Genomic DNA, 17,839 nt, shown 5'->3' with positions numbered 1-17,839 from the left:
TGCAATCTTTTTCATGTCTAAGCAATAGTTATCATCTGCCAATACATTTAAATTTTTGGAAGATTTTTACGATACTCACTTGGCTTGCACCCTGTCAGCCTCTCAAACAATCGGGAAAAATGCTGCGAATCGGAGTAGCCTACCATTTGGCTGATCTCGTACACTTTCAAATCGGTATGCTCAAGCAATTCTTTCGCTTTGTCGATTCGGACCCCTGTCAAAAAATTTACATAAGTGTCCCCCGTTTTTTGTTTGAAAAACTGGCTTAAATAATGGGGGCTGATGAAAAAGCGTGCGGCTAAATCGGCAAGGCTAATCGGCTCATTGTAATGAGTCGAAACGTATTCCTTAATCTCGGCGATGATAATCTTCTTCTTAGGAATATTATGCTTCAATTTGAACGAAATAATTCCTCTGATAACCTCAACCATCCATTCCTCCAAATGTTCCAGCGTCCGAAACCGCGATATGCCCTCTAAAGACAGGATATGGCGGCTCAGGAAATCGTTTTGCTGCAGTTGCTGAAAAGACATCTTGCGCACGCTCGATAAAAGGATATTTAAGCAATGAAATTGGAGATCTGCCGGACTTATGCTAGCCTGTGCTTCCATCCCACGAAAAACCTCTCTAATAATGTCCACGCATCCCCCTTCGTCCATGTTGTCGAGACCAGCCTCCAGCTTGGCTATCATCTCTTCAGGAACAAAGTGACTCCGTCCCGTCAGATTCACGATCTCTTGAAACGGGATCACGGCACCTGCTCCCTTGATAATTTTGAAGCTTAATGCATGACGTGCTTCATCAAAGGATTGACCTATTTCGAAAGCCCGCTTCTTAAGCGCGCCAATTCCTACGGTCATGGACAGACTTAACTCCCGGTATACCCCAGCCTTCATAACATTTATCGCCCGGATCAGTTCCTCGTACTTGATGGATTTCTCATGGGTAACCACCACGGCCACCTGAGCTCCTGTATAACGAAAACGGTACACTTTCCGGTACTGGCTTAGGGCATTGTCTATTTTATAAAAGAAAGATTGAAGTCCAAATTCCTTCAAGGCATCAACATTACCGTCAAATTCAAGCAGGACACACGCAAAGCTTGTTCCTTCCGTTGGGATCTGGGCAATCCGAAGAAGCTCTTCCACAAGGTCTGTGTGATCACTTCCGAGATCAAGAATGTCGCGCAAAGCGTTCTCCTGTATTCGGCTGTGAGCCTCTTGCTTCAAATCGTCAACCTCCCGAAGTTTCGCTCTCTCCGTACGAATCGACTCCATAACCTGATGAACGCAGTCACGCAGCTGCTTCTCAATCACAGGTTTGTTAATGTAAAATTGCACTCCGAGCTGCATACCTCTTCGAGCGTACTCAAAATCGGCATATCCGCTTAAGAGAATGAATTTAGTTAGGCTGCCCTCATCTTTCAGCATTTTGATCATGTCAAGACCGTCTGCTCGCGGCATTCTAATATCCGTAATGACAATGTCCGGCTGCAGCTTCTGAATGAATTGGAACCCTTCCAAACCGTTATAAGCCTCACCGACAACCTCACATTCCGGAATAGAGCGACCAATCATTTTTTTGAGACCGTTCACAATGCCTTTCTCATCGTCCACCAAGATCAATCTCATCCCAAAGCACCTCCTTTCAAGTTTCGCACCTTACACTCCCTGAATCTTGGGGATTAAAATCTCAACCATCGTTCCTCGATTAACGCCAGAACGAATCTTCAAATAATACCGATCTCCATATTGAAGTTTAATGCGTTCAGCGATATTTTTGAGGCCTAACCCTTGACTTTTCGGCTCATCGATCTCATCAAGCTTGTATTTGTCCGACTGCGCATTCTCAAGAGTAGCTAGCAGCTCCACTTGCTTTTCTAAAGACATACCGCCCCCATCGTCTGTAATCCGGATGAGGATATCCCGTTCTTCGGTCCAAACACCTTCAATCTCAATATGCATAGGCCGACTGTAGTCCAGGAAACCATGATTGATGCTGTTCTCCACGATAGGCTGAATTACGAGGGGGATGATATGGCAATGCAGCATCTCCTCGGGAACCTTGATATTCAATTGAAACATATTGTCAAATCGGATATTTTGAAGCTGCAAATAATTAGCCGTATACTCCAATTCATGCTTCACCGAATGGCGACTGCCTTCCTTGCCCAAAGCAAGCCGAAACATGCAGGCCAAAATCGTTATCATATCGGCTGCTTCCTCGTCATCATTGACCAACGCCTTCATGCGAATCGATTCGAGCGTATTATAAAGCATATGGGGGTTGATCTGATTCTGGAGCGCAATGAATTTGGCTTGGCGTTGTTTGATCTCCGCGATATACACGTCTTTAATCAAGGAGCGTATCGTTAAAATCATATTGTTATAACTTTGTACCAGACTTCCAATCTCGTCGCCCGACTGCTCTTTCTCTATGGGCACATATTGGCCTGCTTCCGCCTGCTTCATGCTTCTGCGGAGCGCTTTGATAGGTCTAGTGATCGTAAAACTTAGTCCAAACGAGATAAGCGTTATGATCAGACTGCTCAACACGATCACGATCACGGTCATTCCTTTGATCTGATTAATTTTCTGCAGCAGCTTTGAGCGCGGGATCTCAGTTTTAATTAACAAATTTCCTTGAGCGGTACTTCCAGATAAAATAATCCGATCATCGTCTCCGTTATCCATGGAGTCTCCGACGCCGGATTCGAGAACCTGCTTCCATGACAACTGGCCGCTGGCCGCGTCGGAATGGTAAACGATTTCTTCTTGACGATTACTGATAATGACACTCATACCATATTTATCCCGAGCTAAGACGAATTCATGATCAAGCTGCAGCAACGCGAATGGGTCCAGGTCAATGAGAAGGAGGCCCGCATACGCTCCTCCTGAGCTGAACAACACCCTTCCTACCGTCACGACGGCTCCCGCCCCTTTATCCTCATAATAGGACCGGTCATGCAACCCTGTAATAAAAAACGGCTCAGCTGAATTACGAAGGGGCTTGTACCACTCCTGCGATAACAGCGCTTCCCCATTCACTCGGCTCGTTGCTGCCGAATACTGATAAACGCTGTTATCTCGGCTGACCAGCATCACGGTATTGATTTCCGATTTGAGCAATGTAACTCTCATCAGCATGCTCTGGACGGCAACCCTTTGGTTAACCAACTCGTTCATGGATAAACTTTGTTCATCTCCGAGGTTGTAAATCAATTTGTTATCGACCAGAACCGACTTCGTGACCTTATCATATTCTTTCACAAATTCATTCAAAGATGTTTTAATTTGGGACGTGTACAAAGCGGCGAACTCTTGAGAGGAGTTCTCAAGACTAGCTGCCGCTTGGTGAAAGATAATGGCGCTTACACAGAGCAGAGGAATTAGACAAGCCAGAAGGTAGCCTGCCATTAGTTTGTTTTGGAACTTCATGTTTCTAATCATGAAAATTGCCCTTCGTCTCCAATTTTTCCCCATCAGATTTGGCCCTTCCTTTGCTACGTCTTCTCTAGCTATTGTACATGCCTAGAAGTAACGACGCTACCGAAGTATCTTATGCAGAATGTGCGTATTCAATTATTGTTGCTTGTCCCTAGCGATATAATACTGCCTTTATTGTATTCGCTTACACAAAAATATACTTTAATACTCTTTCTATATCAAAGGGGCATTTGTACGTTTTTGCTGGGTCATTTTCATGTTTTTTTTGATTTCACCTTAAAAATGGCTATGGAATAGAGGAGAATGGATCAAGAACAAAAATTATAGATGTCATAGACTGATCTCATGATCTCATCGTTAAAAAAGTGGATTAGAAGCTAAGGGGCGAGAAGACCTAACTTATAAGTCTTGGGTCTTTTTTCAATGTTCTTCAAATGGGGTCTTAACCAGAAAAATAAAGTCCTAGACTGTCGCTGTTTCATTGAACTAAAGTTTCTCGTTTGTTTAATCTCTTTAAGAACTTTTTGCCTAAATAGGATACCATTTTAAATCTTCATGTCTAATATAATTTGATTTGGCGTAGCGATATTCATAGAGTACCTTCCCGTCTTCATTCAGCGCCTTGGCATTAAAATCATTCCAAGGGAATGATTTATCCCAAGAAAATGTGATCGGGGTATTTAACTCTGCTTTCTTTCTTATTCTGTTTCCATCGGGTCCGATCTCTAAAAACGATATCTTCTGGTCACTCAACAAAACACTGATAACAGTCGCGACCCTGCCTTTGTCATCCGAGTATAAGACTCCGCCGATTGTTTTAATTGAGTCATCGTTATTAAAATAATAACCCATTGGTAGAAATGAGTTCGCTCTAGCAGCACTTACTGCATCTAATTTGTACCCGGCTAAATAAAAAAATAAAGCAATCAATAAAATAACACTTGTGGCAACTCCTAATCTTCTTTTCGTCATATTTCCCTCCAGCCCTCAGATAGACCAGTTTGTTCCTTCTACATCTCCGTTTCATTCATTTTATTCTCCAATTATTAGAAAGTTGCACATTACTGCCCGTTAGTTCAACGCCACCGCCAGTTTTACAACTTGTTTATGTCTAGCGTAATAACGAGTATCTTAAATTTATGAGTTTACTTCTTTCTTCTGCTCCTGAACTTGAACAATAATACTACCAAAGATTTTTTCTCCAATATAAGCATCTAATCTCCAAAGACCAGGAGAAGGTAGTGACATTATTGATGGAATGTGTGCATCAGCCCCATTGTTAGGTTCACCTATTGTTGCTGCTGAAAGAACTGTGATTTGTTCTCCTGTATCTTTACTTGTGCCCGTTACTTTTAATGGACCTTGAAGTTCTTCAGCCTTCCCCCAAAAATGCCACATATATTTTTGTTTTTTGTTCGGGTAGAAACGGGTCACTTCACTGTGATCATAGATAAAACCCAATCTTCCTTCTTGTCCAATCATGGTATATGTACCTGATTTAAACAAAGGACTAATTTCCCATTCCTTGTTTTCAGGATCGGGCTTCTCTATTGTGCATCCAGTTAAAAATAGCAATATAAACAAAACACTCGCTATTAATCGCATTACATCCTCCTTTAAAAATAATTTACTAATTTCTGTTTACACAAATCATCTTACAATATATTCCAATGCCTGTCATTAAACTTAACAAATAAAAACAGATACCAAAGCTACCCTTATTAGGCGAGAAACGAATACCTCAAATTAATTACTATTTCTTCTCGTAACCCAAAACTATTCCCCACACATTATTAATGGATAGTCGTTAAAATAAACTACTGTCTAATAGCACATGCTGCCACCACGCTAAACTGCCCGTTAACGTAACGAAGCTGCCGATCGTTCCGGCAGCTTCGTCATTCAACTATAGTTCTCCGTTAGCAGAATGATGGTAGCTTGTTCAATTATTTGATCGGGTACATAACTTCAACATCTAATTCCTTTAATCCATCATACAAGTAAAATTTTTCCTAACCAAAATCAGAGAATCCTGCCCAATAGCTACCTGTCCTCAACTAATAGAATATATGGTGATAGGTGTCTGTCGGTCTCTTCGGTTAAGGGTACTTTTAGTTGGCCGCCTCGGCAGTCGTCTTGAGATCGGCAAGCCAGGCATTGAGCGAGGACGTGAGTGCCACGTGCATGCTGTCGGGGTCAGCTGCTACTGGCGGACCGTCCCAGGACTCAATGGTATGCACGACGACCCCTTTGGCGGTGGGAGTAATGGTCCATACGTGGATTCCCTCGATGCCTAGCGCCGGCCCTCCCCAAACGATGCGTCGCATAGGGTCTACCTCAAGAATGGTGGAGACGATAGGAAGCCCATGTGTTTCCCACTGGAAGGTGCTTCCCAACGCGATTGGACCGGATAACCGCGATTGGGTAACGTATTTCTGCCAAGTTGGCCATTGGTCGATGCCAGTCTGTATCCGCCATACGATCTCTTGTGGAGCCTCGATTTCAATGGAAAGGTCCACTATGACCTGGGCCTTTCGGTTGACATCGATGTTGGTCCGTGCCTCCCGTTTAACAAGTTCTTCCGTTATTGCTGCTTCCGTCCCTGTTGCTCCAATTACAATCGTTTTTTCCATTTCCATTCAGCCTCATTTCGTTTATTTATTTGTTATCAATCCACTAACTTGAGTCTATCTATCGAATTGCTATTGATTTCTGCGCCTCGGCAGTCGTCTTGAGATCAACAAGCCAGGCATTGAGCGAGGACGTGAGTGCCGCGCGCATGCCATCGGGGTCAGCTGCTACTGGTGGACCGTTCCAAGACTCAGTTGTATGCACGACGACTCCTTTGGTGGTCGGTGTGATGGTCCATACGTGGACGCCTTCGATGCCTTGTGCTGGCCCCCCCCAAACGATGCGTTTCATGGGGTCGACCTCACGAATGGTGGAAATAATGGGTAGCCCATGCGTCTCCCACTCGAAGGTGCTTCCCAACGCGACTGGACCGGATAATCGCGCTTGTGAGACGTTTTTCTGCCAAGCTGGCCATTGGTCGATGGCAGTCTGTATCCGCCATACGGTTTCCTTTGGAGCCTCGATTTCGATAGAAAGGTCCACTATGACCTGGGCGTTTCGGTCGACATCGATGGTAGCTTGCTGGGAATCATCAAAGCGACTCGCGAAAATGACCCCACCAATCAGAACGATCACCAGTAAAAGGAAGCTCATCGTGAAGGTTTTTAACTTGAAATTTCTGTTCATCCTATTTCATCTCCTATTTAACTTATTGATTAATCAATTATTTTTGTGGAATAAATGCCTTACTCTCCTGCAATGCCAACACAGTCGCAGTAATACCCTTTTCGAACGCCGTCGCGTTGATCGGTCCGATGAACCATTTGTATTTTTCTCCACTTAGCAACAGCGGCTCTTCGGTTAAATAAAGCATCTCGACGACTTCTTTCATCACGGGAACGCTCATACCTATCAACGATAAACCTAATTTTTTCAAGGGAATGACCGGTTTAACTTTTCCGCTTGCCTTTTGCGCGGATCCGTACAATCTCTCGCCCTGATATAAGGCCAGCACCCGGTATATGCCAATTCTGTCCAAAAGCGAAGTCTTTGCCTGCCAGCTCGGCAACCATCAAAGCCGCATCCGGTAAATAGATGAATTCTCGAGGAACATGCATGTTACCGACGAAAAAAGCCATTTTTCCAGCAGCTATCGCTTCCAGTGTTGAACCTAAATACGAGGCTTCATTAGCTGTAGGTCCATAATAATCGGGCAATCGAACAATCATGACTTTTGCCTTAGTCCACCGATTACTGAACAACATCCGCTCATAGTCCAGACGAACTTTTCCTTTTATCGTATGAGGCTCCTTTGGATGTTCTTCCGTGACAAGATCCATCTGTTTTCTCCCATAAGGATAGATCCCGTCGATCGCTACTACTTTAATCGCAAGCCGTTCTGCCGCCTCCATCACTGATTCGCCTAGCGGTATCAGTTTGTTCACCATCTCGTGATAGGGTACGTTCGCGCAATGGAACAATACGTCTGCATCGCCTGCCTGAGCTATAATATCTTCAGGGCGCATTGCGTCCCCCACGGCAAGCGTCAAATGCTTAGGATTACCTAGCTTTCCAGCTAACTGCTCCAATTTCTGACGCGAACGTCCAAAAGCAATGGTACAGATCCCCCGTTTGATCAATTCTTCCGTAATCGCTGCTCCCGTCCCACCCGTTGCTCCAATAACAATCGCTTTTTCCATTTTCATCAGCTCCATATTTTTTTAGTTTCAATTATTGATTGATCAATTACTAACTAAAGTCATCTTATCACCTTGTTATTGATTAGTCAATCACTGGATTTACTTTCTTTTGAAGGAGACTTTCTTTTCCTCCCTTACGTTTCTTTTAATTCGGGCATACCTATTGCTTCCGCGATGTTACATAGCATCCCTCTAGCCAGGAATAGCATCGTTCTCTCTTCAGAATTCGGAATCTTCGCTTCATGGAATGCTTCAAACACGATTCGGTGCACCTCCCGGAACCCGTACCGCATGGCCTCTTGGATTGCTTCTTCTTGAATCGTCATCGCCTGCATCTGTAGAAATACTTCCTTGCGATAGTATTCCGTTATTTTCTCGTAGGCTGCGATCAGTTCGACTTCTAGCCGCTCCAAAGGCGCTAACTCGACCACTTGGCGGAAGGACTCGATAATCCGCGACCAAGAGACCTCAAGCGCCGACAGCAACAACTTCTCCTTCGTGGCAAAGAAGCGAAATACGTAAGGCTGCGAAATTCGAACCCGCTGCGCCACCTGTGCCGTAGTGGCTCTGTAATAACCGATTTCGGCAAACACTTCTATTGCTGCTGAAATAATGTTGGTTCGGCGATTAAAGGATATCTTCGCATCTTTCATCACAATTTTGAGCTCCTTTACGACTATTTAAATGTTTAATTCGTGTATGCCATTCACCTTATGGATTGCACTATTTCTATAGGTCAGGAAGATTGCCTGACTGGGTTCCCACCCGGTACGGCGTCGTGATACCTTCGTAATTAATCATCATGCTCATGCCCATCGAGGCATGCTTGAGATCGTGGCAGTGCGCCATCCAGAGGCCCGGATTGTTGGCTTCCAACATCAGCTCGTAGATCTCGCCCTTCTTTGTTAGGAGTGTATCGAGATACACCGGGCTGCCTTGCAAGGCAACACCGTCCCTGCTTAGGACGCGGAACACATGCCCATGAATATGGAAAGGATGGTCTCCTCCGCCTTCGTTGGAGACTGTGATGAGAATATGATCTCCTTTCTTTACGGTCATCGGAGGAATCTCATGGAAGGACTTTCCGTTAATAGACTTGGTAAACAGGGTTTGGCCTAGCCTGAGCTCGAAACGTCGATCGGGCTCGATATGCAGGGCGGGATCGTTAGGTAATGGCGTGCCGTAATCGACGAATGAGAATAACTGCCCACCTTCCGAATGCTGCGGTTGGATTCCGCTGCCTATCGTAATCGGCGAGCTCTCAGGGCTATTAACGACGACTTGCCCCAACTCCGGAACTTTAATGAGCAAATCATAACGCTGTCCCGCACCTACCGGAACAATCGTTCCGTTAAGCAGTCCAGGGTTGTTCAAATCATGTCCATCCATAGCCATGACCCGGAAGGGGGCCCCATCGACGTCGAATTCCATCGTTCCATTACCCGCATTGATCAACCTAAGTCTGACTTGTTCGCCCGGTTTGCCCGGGACCGACAGTCCATTCGTGCTTCCGTTCACCAGCATGTTAGAGCCCAGTTGTTGATAGAGGGCTGTCGCCTCCGTTGTCGAAGGATTGGATTCAGGTTGCTGCTTAGGCTCGATGATCAGCGCGCCCAGAAGTCCTTTGCTAGCCTGAATTGAGCTCATCTGGTGGGAGTGGTACCAGTACGTGCCCGGTGTCGTTGCGATAAATGTATACGTAAACTGTCCTCCCGGTGGCACGGCATCCTGCGTGACTCCCGCAATACCATCCTGTGAGCATGGAACAGCAATCCCGTGCCAATGAATCGTAACACCGTCCTCGATGTCCTTGTTATGGAGCGTAACGACAACTCGATCACCCTCCGTAACGCGAAGCTCGGGACCCGGGGACGAGCCGTTGAAGGTCCAGGCATCGGCCGTCTTTCCGTTATCCAACTTCAGTGTCGTCCGTGCCGCTGTCATATCGAACTTGCGTGTTGGACCCGATGATTCCGGCGTCGTGATTGCGGCACAGGACACCATGCCTTCTTCGGAATCAGAAGCCACCATGCCCGCCATATGCGCCATGTGCGTCATTCCCGCCATATCCGCCATGTTCGCCATGTTGACCTCATCCGGCTTCTGAAGCCGCATCTGCCAAAAATAAGTAGTCAACGCCGCTACGATCATAAGAACCACGATCAAAGATAGTCCGATATTGATCAGTCGTTTTACGCTTTTTCTTCTAGCCAAAAGTAATCCCCCCATAAAATAATTAATTAATTACTGACTTTTAATTGGTTACCCCTGTTGTTTTACCGATCGAACTAAGGGCGAATCAAATCAGTTAGCTGCCTCGGCTGTTATCTTGAGATTTGCGAGCCAGGCTTCAAGCGAGGATTCGAGTGCTGCTCGCATCCCATCGGGGTCAGCAGCTACAGGCGGGCCGTCCCAAGACTCAGTGGTATGCACGAGGATTCCTTGGGGGGTAGGCGTGAAGCTCCACTCGTGAACGCCCTCGATACCGTGCGCCGGTCCCCCCCCATACGATACGACGCATCGGGATTACCTCGTGGATGGTGGAGGCAATGTTCAGCCCATGAGTCTCCCAATGGAACACGTTTCCTACTGCGATCAGACCAGATAGCTGCACATGAGAGATGTCTTTCTGCCAAGTTGGCCACTGCTCGATATCAGTCTGGATCCTCCATACGGTCTCTTTTGTAGCCTCGATTTCAATGGACAGGTGGACGATGACTTGTGCTTTTCGGTCGACATCGACCGTGTCCATCTGATTGAACATTTCTCCCGTATTCTCCGATCACATCCCGCTGTCTACTCCAATTACTATTGATTTCTCCATTTTCTTCAGCCTCTTTTCGTCGAATTATAAAATGATTAATGACTACCTTGATTTCATCACATGCATTGCCAGTAGAGATCGATTAATAACTACTTTTAACTACCTGTGGACTCCTTTGCTACATACTTATCCATCATGTGCTTAACCGTTAAGGCTATCCCCTCTTGATACGAGGTTGGTGATACTCCGTCATACGCCATGCTAGTGGTTCCATAATCCTTGCCGAGTCGCTCATAGTTAACCAACTCGATCCTCGTCTTCGGCTCATACCACTGCAGCAAACGCTGCTGCAACCTTCCGATGGACTCGAACCGCGGCGCTACTTGAACAACTGAACCCGCAAAGTCAAGGAGCTCCGCTTGCGAGATCGAGCCATTACCACAGAGATGCCAATTACCCCCATACGCGGATTCCGTCGAAGCCAGCTCATATGCATACCTGGCGGCATCATCTACGAATAGATAATCTCTTCTGATGGATGGATCAATGGGCAGCTTGACGGACTTCCCTTGAACAATTTTACGAAGCGCGTAATGAATAAGCGTGTTGGAAGCGGCCTCGCCATACAACTCTGGACTGAAGATTCGCATCGAATTAGGACAGGGGACGTTCGCCGATTCCTTCACGTCGGCAGGTCGATAGACCCCTTCCACGATTACCAATTTAGCTCCGATTGCCGCGGAGACGCTCCGAACGAATTCGAGCATCTGGTGGACTTTTTCCGGCTTGTCATCGTAGGTTAAGTAGACTCCGCAGAAAATAACGTTCACGCCGTTCGCGGCGTCTAGCAGTTCGTCCGGGTTACCGACATCTCCTCTCACTATTCGCAGAAGAGGGGAGGAGATGTTCATCTGCAGGGTTTCCAGCTTCCGTTGCGAGCTGGAATAGGCGACGACTTCGACATTCTCCTCGATCAATCGTTTGACAAGCACCCTTCCCCAACCGCTGCCTGCTCTAACTACCATTCCTTTTAACATTTGGGTCACTCCTATTAGGATTTTTTAGACTCTATTGTCTTTGCCTTACTTGGTTACTAGTCTATACGGTGCTGGATATTATTTAATTGATCAATCACTAACTTTAAAAGAGGGCAGTGGTCGCACAACCACGAGGACCGCTATTGCCCCGATGAGCGCGAATGCAGCAGCTCCGAGGAACACCCAGGAAAAACCGCCGGTTAATGCTTGCGCTTCGGTTACCCCGTCGCCAAGCAAGCGATCGATGCGAGCCGAGGCTAACGTCGTAAGCACCGCGAGTCCGATGGCTCCACCGATCTGTTGGCTCGTATTGACAAAGCCGCTTGCTAGCCCCGCTTCATCGTCCGCCACGCCGTGGACCGCTAGTTCCGTTCCGGAGATGAAGGCTCCTCCCAATCCAATTCCCATCAAGATGGATGGGCCTAGCAGATTAACAGCGAACGAAGCGTCGCTAGGCGAAAAGGAGAGCCAAATCAGGCCTACGGCAAGCAGAAACAGTGACGCCGCCAGCGTCTTGCGCGTTCCAATAACCTTGACCACAGCCGGAACTACTCCGGCAATCACGACTAGCGAGCCAGCCAGCGGGAGCTGGGTAAGGCCTGCTTTTAACGCATCATAATGAAGCACTTGCTGCATGTAAACCGAGAGAGCGAAGAACAGTCCTGTCGTTGCTCCTCCGATAAGGAACATCGACAGATTGCCGCCCGTTACGGATTTGTTGCGGAAGATGCCTAGCGGCATAAGCGGATTCGAAGCGCGCTTCTCAATGAAGATGAACGATCCAAGCAGCACAACCGCCAAGCCTGCGAGAATCAGTGTCTGCGGGGACGTCCACCCGACCCGATCCGTACCGGAGAGCGCGGCGACTAGTGCTACGATTCCAATCGTTACCGTAGCGGACCCTGACGCATCCAGACTTACTCGTTCGACGTGCGCATCTTTGGGAATAAGATAAGGAACCGCCACCAGAACCAAAGCTACTACAGGGACATTCACATAGAACACTGAAGACCAACCAAGCGAATCTGTCAGTACACCGCCCAACAAGACGCCCGCCACACTGCCAATACCTGCAACTGCACCCCAGATGCCGAGTGCCTTGGCCCGATCCCGCGGATTCGTGAACAGCTTCGTAACGAGAGCCAGAGCAGCCGGGGCGAGTAGGGCGGCCGATGCGCCTTGAACCGCTCTCGCCGTGAGCAGCCAAGCTCCCGAGGTAGCCAGACCAGCCGCGGCTGACGCAAGTGCGAATCCAGTCACCCCGATCATGAATAACCTGCGATGCCCGAAGCGATCCGACAGCCTTCCGCCGAGAAGCAGCAAGCCCCCGAAGGGTAATACATAAGCCGTAATGACCCAACTCAGTGTACTAGTGCTCAGATGAAGCTCCGAGCCGAGAGCGGGAAGCGCAATATTGACGATGGACGCATCCAGCACGACCAGGAATTGCGCGAGGGCCAGCGCGATCAGGGCCCACCACCGATACTTCAACGTGTAAGAACGATTCGCGGTTACCGGTTGAACCATAGAATTCATAATAATTTCCTCCTGTTATTGATTGATCAATTAATTTCTTTTAAAAATTTTTATACAGTCTAACCGTTTGTAAGTAGGGGGCATCTAAATTCATCAACTTTGTTTACAGCGTGCCTTGATCACCTCAGCTTTTTAATTTGTAATTGATCAATCACTAACTCCTTGAACTTACTATAAAGGATTGTTAGTGATTGGTCAATAACTATTTTTTAGAGAGAAAATCTCCCCTTATCCCTTCATCAATTCGGGTAGATTAATCGCGACGGCAACATTGCACAGCACTCCACGTGCGAGGAACAGCATCGCCCGTTCTTCAGCATTTTCCATACCGGCATCACGGAACGCCACCAGAATCATATTGCGGATATCCTTATAGGCGTTGCACATCGTCTGTTGGATGGCGTCCTCCCTAATGGTCTGTGCCTGCATCTGCAAGAGCATCTCGTTCTGGTACATCGCTTGAATGTTCACATACTCCTGAATAAGCTTCGTCTCTAGCAATTCCGGAGAAGTCGTCTCCACCACCTGGCGGAACGATTCAATTACCCGGCTCCAAGATGCCTCCAGCGCGGCTAATAGCAGAGTTTCCTTGGTCGCAAAGAATCGGAATACGTAGGGCTGCGAGATTTTCGCCCTTTTGGCCACCTGTGCCGTCGTAGCCCGAAAATAGCCAACTTCCGCGAACACTTCGATCGCCGCGGAAATAATATCGGATTTGCGATTCACCGATGTTGCTTCTGATTTAGCCATCTATGTTCTCCTCCAATTTGAGAGTGATTGATCAATTATAAATCCAGTATACAAAGGCCGCGGCGACAATGCAACCGTATTAGACATTTCAATCTCATCGGGAGGCTTCCTAACTGATTAATGTCGGTAACCTTCGAATGTTCATTTAACTATCGTTTTCCGTTAGTTCAACAACGTTTATTTACTTCTTAGATACGTGATGACGTTTATCCAGAAGATGCATCCGAGTAAAATATGAATGCCGCTTTCTTCAATATGTATCCCGTTACCACTTAGTAATATTCCTGAAAAAAAGCCAAGCACAATAGATATAAATACTTCAAGCAACCTACTTTTCATAATCTTCCTCCTTTTTATTCTTCTGCAATCGATTCATATTTATCATATGAACCACTGCATACCATATGTGATTTGCTCCACTATACTCCCGTTACTTTAATAAACAAAAGAGGAGCTGCCACGAAGCAAGCCCCTCAACTATCGTTCGTCGTTAGCTTAATCCAGTTAGCTTCTCAAGGCGTTTCCAATATTGAAAGTAGCTTTTTAACCTCTTCTTTAGTAACTTTCCCATACTTGGACTGACCTTCAATAATTACTTCTAATATGTCTTTCTTTGGAGATAGCCAAACGGCATAAGTTACTGGTTTATAAGAAATTGTTAGAACTACATTGAAGGTAAGAATTTTATAATCAGGTTGACGGGACATGCTTACTTTTGCGTTTTCCCATTGAACATCCCAGCATGAATGTTGCAATTTCAACTATCCTGCCCGTCCCAACAAAAGAAAAGGAGCTGCTATTTTTGGCAAGCTCCTCAACTATAGTTCCCAGTTAGTTTAATTGCTTTACTTGGATTTGATAACGATAGGCCCATGCCCGAAGCGAAAGCGCCAATTCTTCGTAGGATTCGTCCTTGCTTACTCGATAACCTAGGCGCACCCATCCATTCACATAGAACCAGATCGATCTCTGCTTGGAAGAGAACGAGATAGCCTTCAATCCCTTATGATGCAGAGTCCTATTGCCAAGTATTAGGACGTCGTTTTCAATTTGAAATTTCACAAGTCGAAATGAACGAAACAATCATGACAATCATGTAAATTACAAGCATGCTATCAAGATGTTAACCAGGGCCTCCAATGCGTTATTTTTGATCAGATGTAGAGTAGCTAAAATGCAATGGTTGAATGCATTGAACAATAATACCCAATGTAGTCGGTTTGGTTGAATGAGAAATGAATGTTTCATAAACATTCTCCTTCGTACGTTAAAGAAAAAGAATATGCCGCAAATATGGATAATTTCACCTTATTACTGAGTTTGCTTCAAGATCTTTATTGCGTTAATCTGCACAATAGCTTAATGGCAAAAAGGAGCAGCTGCCGTGGCATCTTCTCCTTGGTTTGTTTCAACTATCGTCCCTCGTTAGTTTATGCCTCTATTTGATGATTAGTTTGAATTTTTGACGACTGCCGCCTTCTGGACCATTTGGAATTGACTCCTCTTGAGGCACAAATCCGAACTTCTGATATAACTTCCTTGCAGGTCGTCCGTCTGGAATTTCATCGCCAAATGTAGTAACTGATATTTCTGCTGGGACATCAACAAGTTTCAATATATGTCTTAGTAGTTCCGTTGCTATACCTTTGTTTCTCGCTCGAGATGAAACAGCTAGCCACCCAATCTTATAGCTTGGGGCACCTGCTGACGAAAATAAAACTCCACCGAGTAAGCGTGATCCTGGCAATCCATCTTTTTCCCTCACACAAAATGCACTGCATTGATTAATATTTTTCTCTATTGCCTGAATAAATTTTGGATCACTTACCATTGGACCAAATAAGTACTCAACTTCAGAGGCCAATTCCAACCATACGATCAGATCATCCTTTATAGCATTCACAACTTTCATAAAAACTCCTTTAAATTAAGAGAGTTAATTTACTTTTAATGCAATTATTGCACCTTTAATAATACCATATAGTGGAATTATCCTGCTCGTTACTTCAACAGACAACGGCAGCCGATCGTATGCCGGCTGCCGTATGTCATGATTGAGCTATAGTTACCTTTTAGTTTAAACTCGTGATAATCATTGATTCTTATGCTTTATTCATCCTATTATATTCATCGCAATTGCTATACAGCCCCAGACCATTCATTACATAGGGACGAACAATGTCTATAAGTAAATCGGTTCGATTATTTTCCCCAACAGTTAACCAATAATGCGCAGCACCATAGATCGCTGAGCCTGTCATAGCCGAAATGATCTTTGTATGGTGGCGGTCCGTATAGTGCCCTTTCGAAAAAATGCTTTCAATTATTTGCTGCAACATCTTCTTTACCTTTTCATCCACAAGCGCAGCAATCGATTTGGAATCCATTCTGCATACCTGATAAAAATCCACTATGTAGTGGTGTGTCAGCAAGATCAACTGGTCACATATTTCAATTGTAAACTCCCGCGCATTCATCACTTGCTCGGGAATCATCTCACGAAAAACCTGTTCTGTGATTTCTTCAAGCAAAGCATATTTATCTTCATAATGGGCATAAAAGGTGGCGCGGTTAATGGTAGCTTTCTGTGCGATATCCTTTATGGCTATTGCATCAAATTCTTTACTCCGCAACAAATCTCTGAATGTTTCCCTTATTAACTTTCGTGTGCGTAAAACCCTTGGATCTTGCTGATTTACCACATGCATATCCCCTTCTAAAACATCAAATATCATAATGTGTTGTCTATGCAACTTTCCACTGAATCTGCCTGTTGAATTCATAAGAATACAGTAATATTATTTTACCAGACAGATGTTGCTTAAACAATTTGTGACGAATTTACTGAAAGGAAGGAACATAATGAACACAAAAAAGAGACTTTTGATATTTGGTGCTGGTGTGATTGGTAGTGTATACGCTCTCCGATTTGCACAGTACGGACTGGACGTAACAATGCTGGCGCGAGGAAAGAGACTGGATGCACTGAAAAGGAACGGACTGCGATACAACGATAATGGAACAATAAAGCAAATACCGATCAAGACGATAGAAAAGCTTGATAACGACGACATATATGATTTTATTTTTGTTCCAGTACGATATGATCAGGCCGAATCTGCCCTAACTGTGATCAAGAATAATCAGAGCAAATCCATTGTCACCTTGACCAACACCATTGGATATGACAGCTGGCTTGAAATCGTGGGGGACCGGTTACTCCCAGGATTCCCGGGGGCGGGTGGAGACATCAAAGAGGATGTTCTATATGCCCAATTCGGTTCCGAAAAACATCAAGGAACCATTTTTGGTGAAATAAATGGATTGACTACCGAAAGAGTGAAAGAGCTTGCCCAAATATTTGAATCGGTGGATTTGCAATATGAAATCCAAAAAGACATTCAGGCATTCCATATTTCACATACTGCATTGGCTATCGTCAACAAGCATTTCTATACGAATGACGGAATGGTGGATTTAGAGTCAGCAAGGAGTGTAAGCACTCTAAGCAAGATCGCCGCAGATATTAAACAAAACATTCACCTGGTAGAGCAAGCCGGAATTCCGGTAATCCCACCCGAAACGAAGGCAATGGGGGAATTACCCGAAAACGATATTATTTCCCGTTACCACCAGATGCTCAACAATGACTTTATTATTGATGTAAAGTTTGGGAACCATGCCGTCAGCCAAAAAGCAGAAATAATGTTATTAGATGAAATGTTTCATAAAAGATATCAAATTGGTATGACATCACCATAGACTAAACATAGGACTGCAAACCGGATACTGAAGTAACCATAGTGGCATCTAAGATAAATGATTGGGTTCTTCCTATTCAATACGTTTGAACTCTAATGGGAAACAATAGCTCAATAAAACAGGCGGTAGTCTAGGACTTTATTTTCTCGTCCAATGCTACCGCTATTTTTTATTGAGGGTCTGTCTAAAACTTATTTTTCAATGAACAAAATAAAACGAATATCTACCCCAGATGTCCACCACCACGCTAAACTGCCCGTTCGTTTAATA

At 45.3% G+C, this 17,839-nt stretch carries 16 protein-coding genes and 1 pseudogene; 1 reads left to right on the top strand and 16 read right to left on the bottom strand.

What is annotated here, in order from left to right; genetic code table 11:
- Window positions 1-47: 47 nt before the first annotated feature.
- The 16 genes and pseudogenes from LOZ80_RS03395 to LOZ80_RS03325 all read right to left on the bottom strand — a co-directional run bounded on the left by LOZ80_RS03395 (window position 48) and on the right by LOZ80_RS03325 (window position 16,509).
- A complete protein-coding gene (locus tag LOZ80_RS03395; protein ID WP_238170098.1) occupies window positions 48-1,631 on the bottom strand; it encodes a helix-turn-helix domain-containing protein in 1,584 nt (527 codons plus the stop codon).
- A gap of 30 nt (window positions 1,632-1,661) precedes the next feature.
- The gene (locus tag LOZ80_RS03390) at window positions 1,662-3,452 is read right to left on the bottom strand and encodes a cache domain-containing sensor histidine kinase (RefSeq protein WP_238170097.1); all 1,791 of its coding nucleotides are present in this window, start codon (window positions 3,450-3,452) and stop codon (window positions 1,662-1,664) included.
- A 525-nt stretch (window positions 3,453-3,977) separates the two neighbouring features.
- Window positions 3,978-4,421: a hypothetical protein gene (locus LOZ80_RS03385; RefSeq protein ID WP_238170096.1), complete on the bottom strand. Its 444-nt coding sequence runs from the start codon at window positions 4,419-4,421 to the stop codon at window positions 3,978-3,980.
- A gap of 165 nt (window positions 4,422-4,586) precedes the next feature.
- Window positions 4,587-5,054, bottom strand: a complete 468-nt coding sequence (locus tag LOZ80_RS03380) for a DUF4871 domain-containing protein (RefSeq protein WP_173227744.1) — start codon at window positions 5,052-5,054, stop codon at window positions 4,587-4,589.
- Between the two features lie 506 nt (window positions 5,055-5,560).
- Window positions 5,561-6,082, bottom strand: coding sequence for an SRPBCC family protein (locus LOZ80_RS03375; protein ID WP_238170095.1), 522 nt, complete (start codon window positions 6,080-6,082; stop codon window positions 5,561-5,563).
- A 58-nt stretch (window positions 6,083-6,140) separates the two neighbouring features.
- Window positions 6,141-6,707 carry an SRPBCC family protein gene (locus tag LOZ80_RS03370; RefSeq protein ID WP_238170094.1) on the bottom strand — a complete coding sequence of 189 codons (567 nt, stop codon included), beginning with the start codon at window positions 6,705-6,707 and terminating at the stop codon, window positions 6,141-6,143.
- Between the two features lie 37 nt (window positions 6,708-6,744).
- A pseudogene (locus LOZ80_RS03365) lies at window positions 6,745-7,720 on the bottom strand (SDR family NAD(P)-dependent oxidoreductase).
- A 134-nt stretch (window positions 7,721-7,854) separates the two neighbouring features.
- Window positions 7,855-8,376: a TetR/AcrR family transcriptional regulator gene (locus LOZ80_RS03360; protein WP_443147007.1), complete on the bottom strand. Its 522-nt coding sequence runs from the start codon at window positions 8,374-8,376 to the stop codon at window positions 7,855-7,857.
- 73 nt (window positions 8,377-8,449) lie between these two features.
- Complete coding sequence (locus LOZ80_RS03355) at window positions 8,450-9,934, bottom strand: multicopper oxidase family protein (protein WP_238170093.1); 1,485 nt, start codon at window positions 9,932-9,934, stop codon at window positions 8,450-8,452.
- Window positions 9,935-10,139: 205 nt separating this feature from the next.
- Window positions 10,140-10,472 (bottom strand): SRPBCC family protein, encoded by a 333-nt coding sequence (locus tag LOZ80_RS39375; protein ID WP_443147046.1) that lies wholly within the window; start codon window positions 10,470-10,472, stop codon window positions 10,140-10,142.
- Between the two features lie 167 nt (window positions 10,473-10,639).
- Window positions 10,640-11,521, bottom strand: coding sequence for an NAD(P)H-binding protein (locus tag LOZ80_RS03350; RefSeq protein WP_238170092.1), 882 nt, complete (start codon window positions 11,519-11,521; stop codon window positions 10,640-10,642).
- A gap of 90 nt (window positions 11,522-11,611) precedes the next feature.
- Window positions 11,612-13,057, bottom strand: coding sequence for an MFS transporter (locus LOZ80_RS03345; protein WP_238170091.1), 1,446 nt, complete (start codon window positions 13,055-13,057; stop codon window positions 11,612-11,614).
- Between the two features lie 228 nt (window positions 13,058-13,285).
- Window positions 13,286-13,807: a TetR/AcrR family transcriptional regulator gene (locus tag LOZ80_RS03340; protein WP_238170090.1), complete on the bottom strand. Its 522-nt coding sequence runs from the start codon at window positions 13,805-13,807 to the stop codon at window positions 13,286-13,288.
- Between the two features lie 512 nt (window positions 13,808-14,319).
- A complete protein-coding gene (locus LOZ80_RS03335; RefSeq protein WP_238170089.1) occupies window positions 14,320-14,568 on the bottom strand; it encodes a hypothetical protein in 249 nt (82 codons plus the stop codon).
- A 677-nt stretch (window positions 14,569-15,245) separates the two neighbouring features.
- Window positions 15,246-15,719, bottom strand: coding sequence for a GNAT family N-acetyltransferase (locus LOZ80_RS03330; protein ID WP_238170088.1), 474 nt, complete (start codon window positions 15,717-15,719; stop codon window positions 15,246-15,248).
- A gap of 190 nt (window positions 15,720-15,909) precedes the next feature.
- Complete coding sequence (locus LOZ80_RS03325) at window positions 15,910-16,509, bottom strand: TetR/AcrR family transcriptional regulator (protein ID WP_238170087.1); 600 nt, start codon at window positions 16,507-16,509, stop codon at window positions 15,910-15,912.
- A 160-nt stretch (window positions 16,510-16,669) separates the two neighbouring features.
- Between LOZ80_RS03325 and LOZ80_RS03320 the strand changes: the two genes are divergently transcribed.
- Entirely contained in the window at window positions 16,670-17,569 is a 900-nt protein-coding gene (locus tag LOZ80_RS03320; RefSeq protein ID WP_238170086.1) for a ketopantoate reductase family protein, read from the top strand.
- Window positions 17,570-17,839 lie beyond the last annotated feature (270 nt).

This window comes from Paenibacillus sp. HWE-109 (genome assembly GCF_022163125.1).
Taxonomy (GTDB): Bacteria; Bacillota; Bacilli; order Paenibacillales; family NBRC-103111; genus Paenibacillus_E.
Note: the sequence above shows the minus strand (reverse complement) of the source record. Positions and strands in the feature narration are given on the sequence as shown.